This is a genomic window from Neobacillus paridis (assembly GCF_016765675.1).
Lineage (GTDB): Bacteria > Bacillota > Bacilli > Bacillales > Cytobacillaceae > Neobacillus > Neobacillus paridis.
On sequence record NZ_JAESWB010000327.1, the window covers coordinates 1 to 536 of the forward strand.

The following is a 536-nucleotide window of genomic DNA, read 5'->3' on the forward strand; positions in this document are numbered from 1 at the left end:
ATCTGCGCACCGTACGCCGCCATGCTCTGACGCCGCTCAAGGCTTAGATTCTCGGGCATCAGAAGCACCATCTTGTAACCGCGCATCGAGGCCGCCATTGCCAGCGCGATGCCGGTGTTGCCGCTGGTCGCCTCAATCAGTGTGTCACCGGGCTTGATCTCGCCGCGCGCCTCGGCGCCTTTGATCATGGCCAATGCTGGCCTGTCCTTTACGGAGCCTGCGGGGTTATTGCCTTCCAGCTTGCCCAGAATGACATTGTTGCGCCGGGCAGCCTCTTCTCCTGGTATGCGCTTCAACTGGACCAGGGGGGTATTGCCTACGGTGTCTTCGATGGTGGGATAGTGCATGGTGGTGTGCATCCACGTTAAGTAAAACAGCATTTTAATCGGAGATGCCAGCAGCCGCCGAAAGCCCCGCTGCATTCGGAAAGAGTCCTGCCCATGAAAAAGCCCCGCGATGGCGGGGCTGATGCAGCCTTCGTTGATCGGCTCAGGATTTCTTCGCCTCGTCCTTCTTGACCGGCTTGGCGGCAGTCT

General features: G+C 59.3%; 1 protein-coding gene. It reads right to left on the reverse strand.

The genetic code is table 11. The features are described 5' to 3' along the window. Positions 1 to 422: pyridoxal-phosphate dependent enzyme (locus JK635_RS29060; RefSeq protein WP_498043887.1), on the reverse strand; the 422-nt coding region annotated here is incomplete at its 3' end. Between the last annotated feature and the right edge of the window lie 114 nt (positions 423 to 536).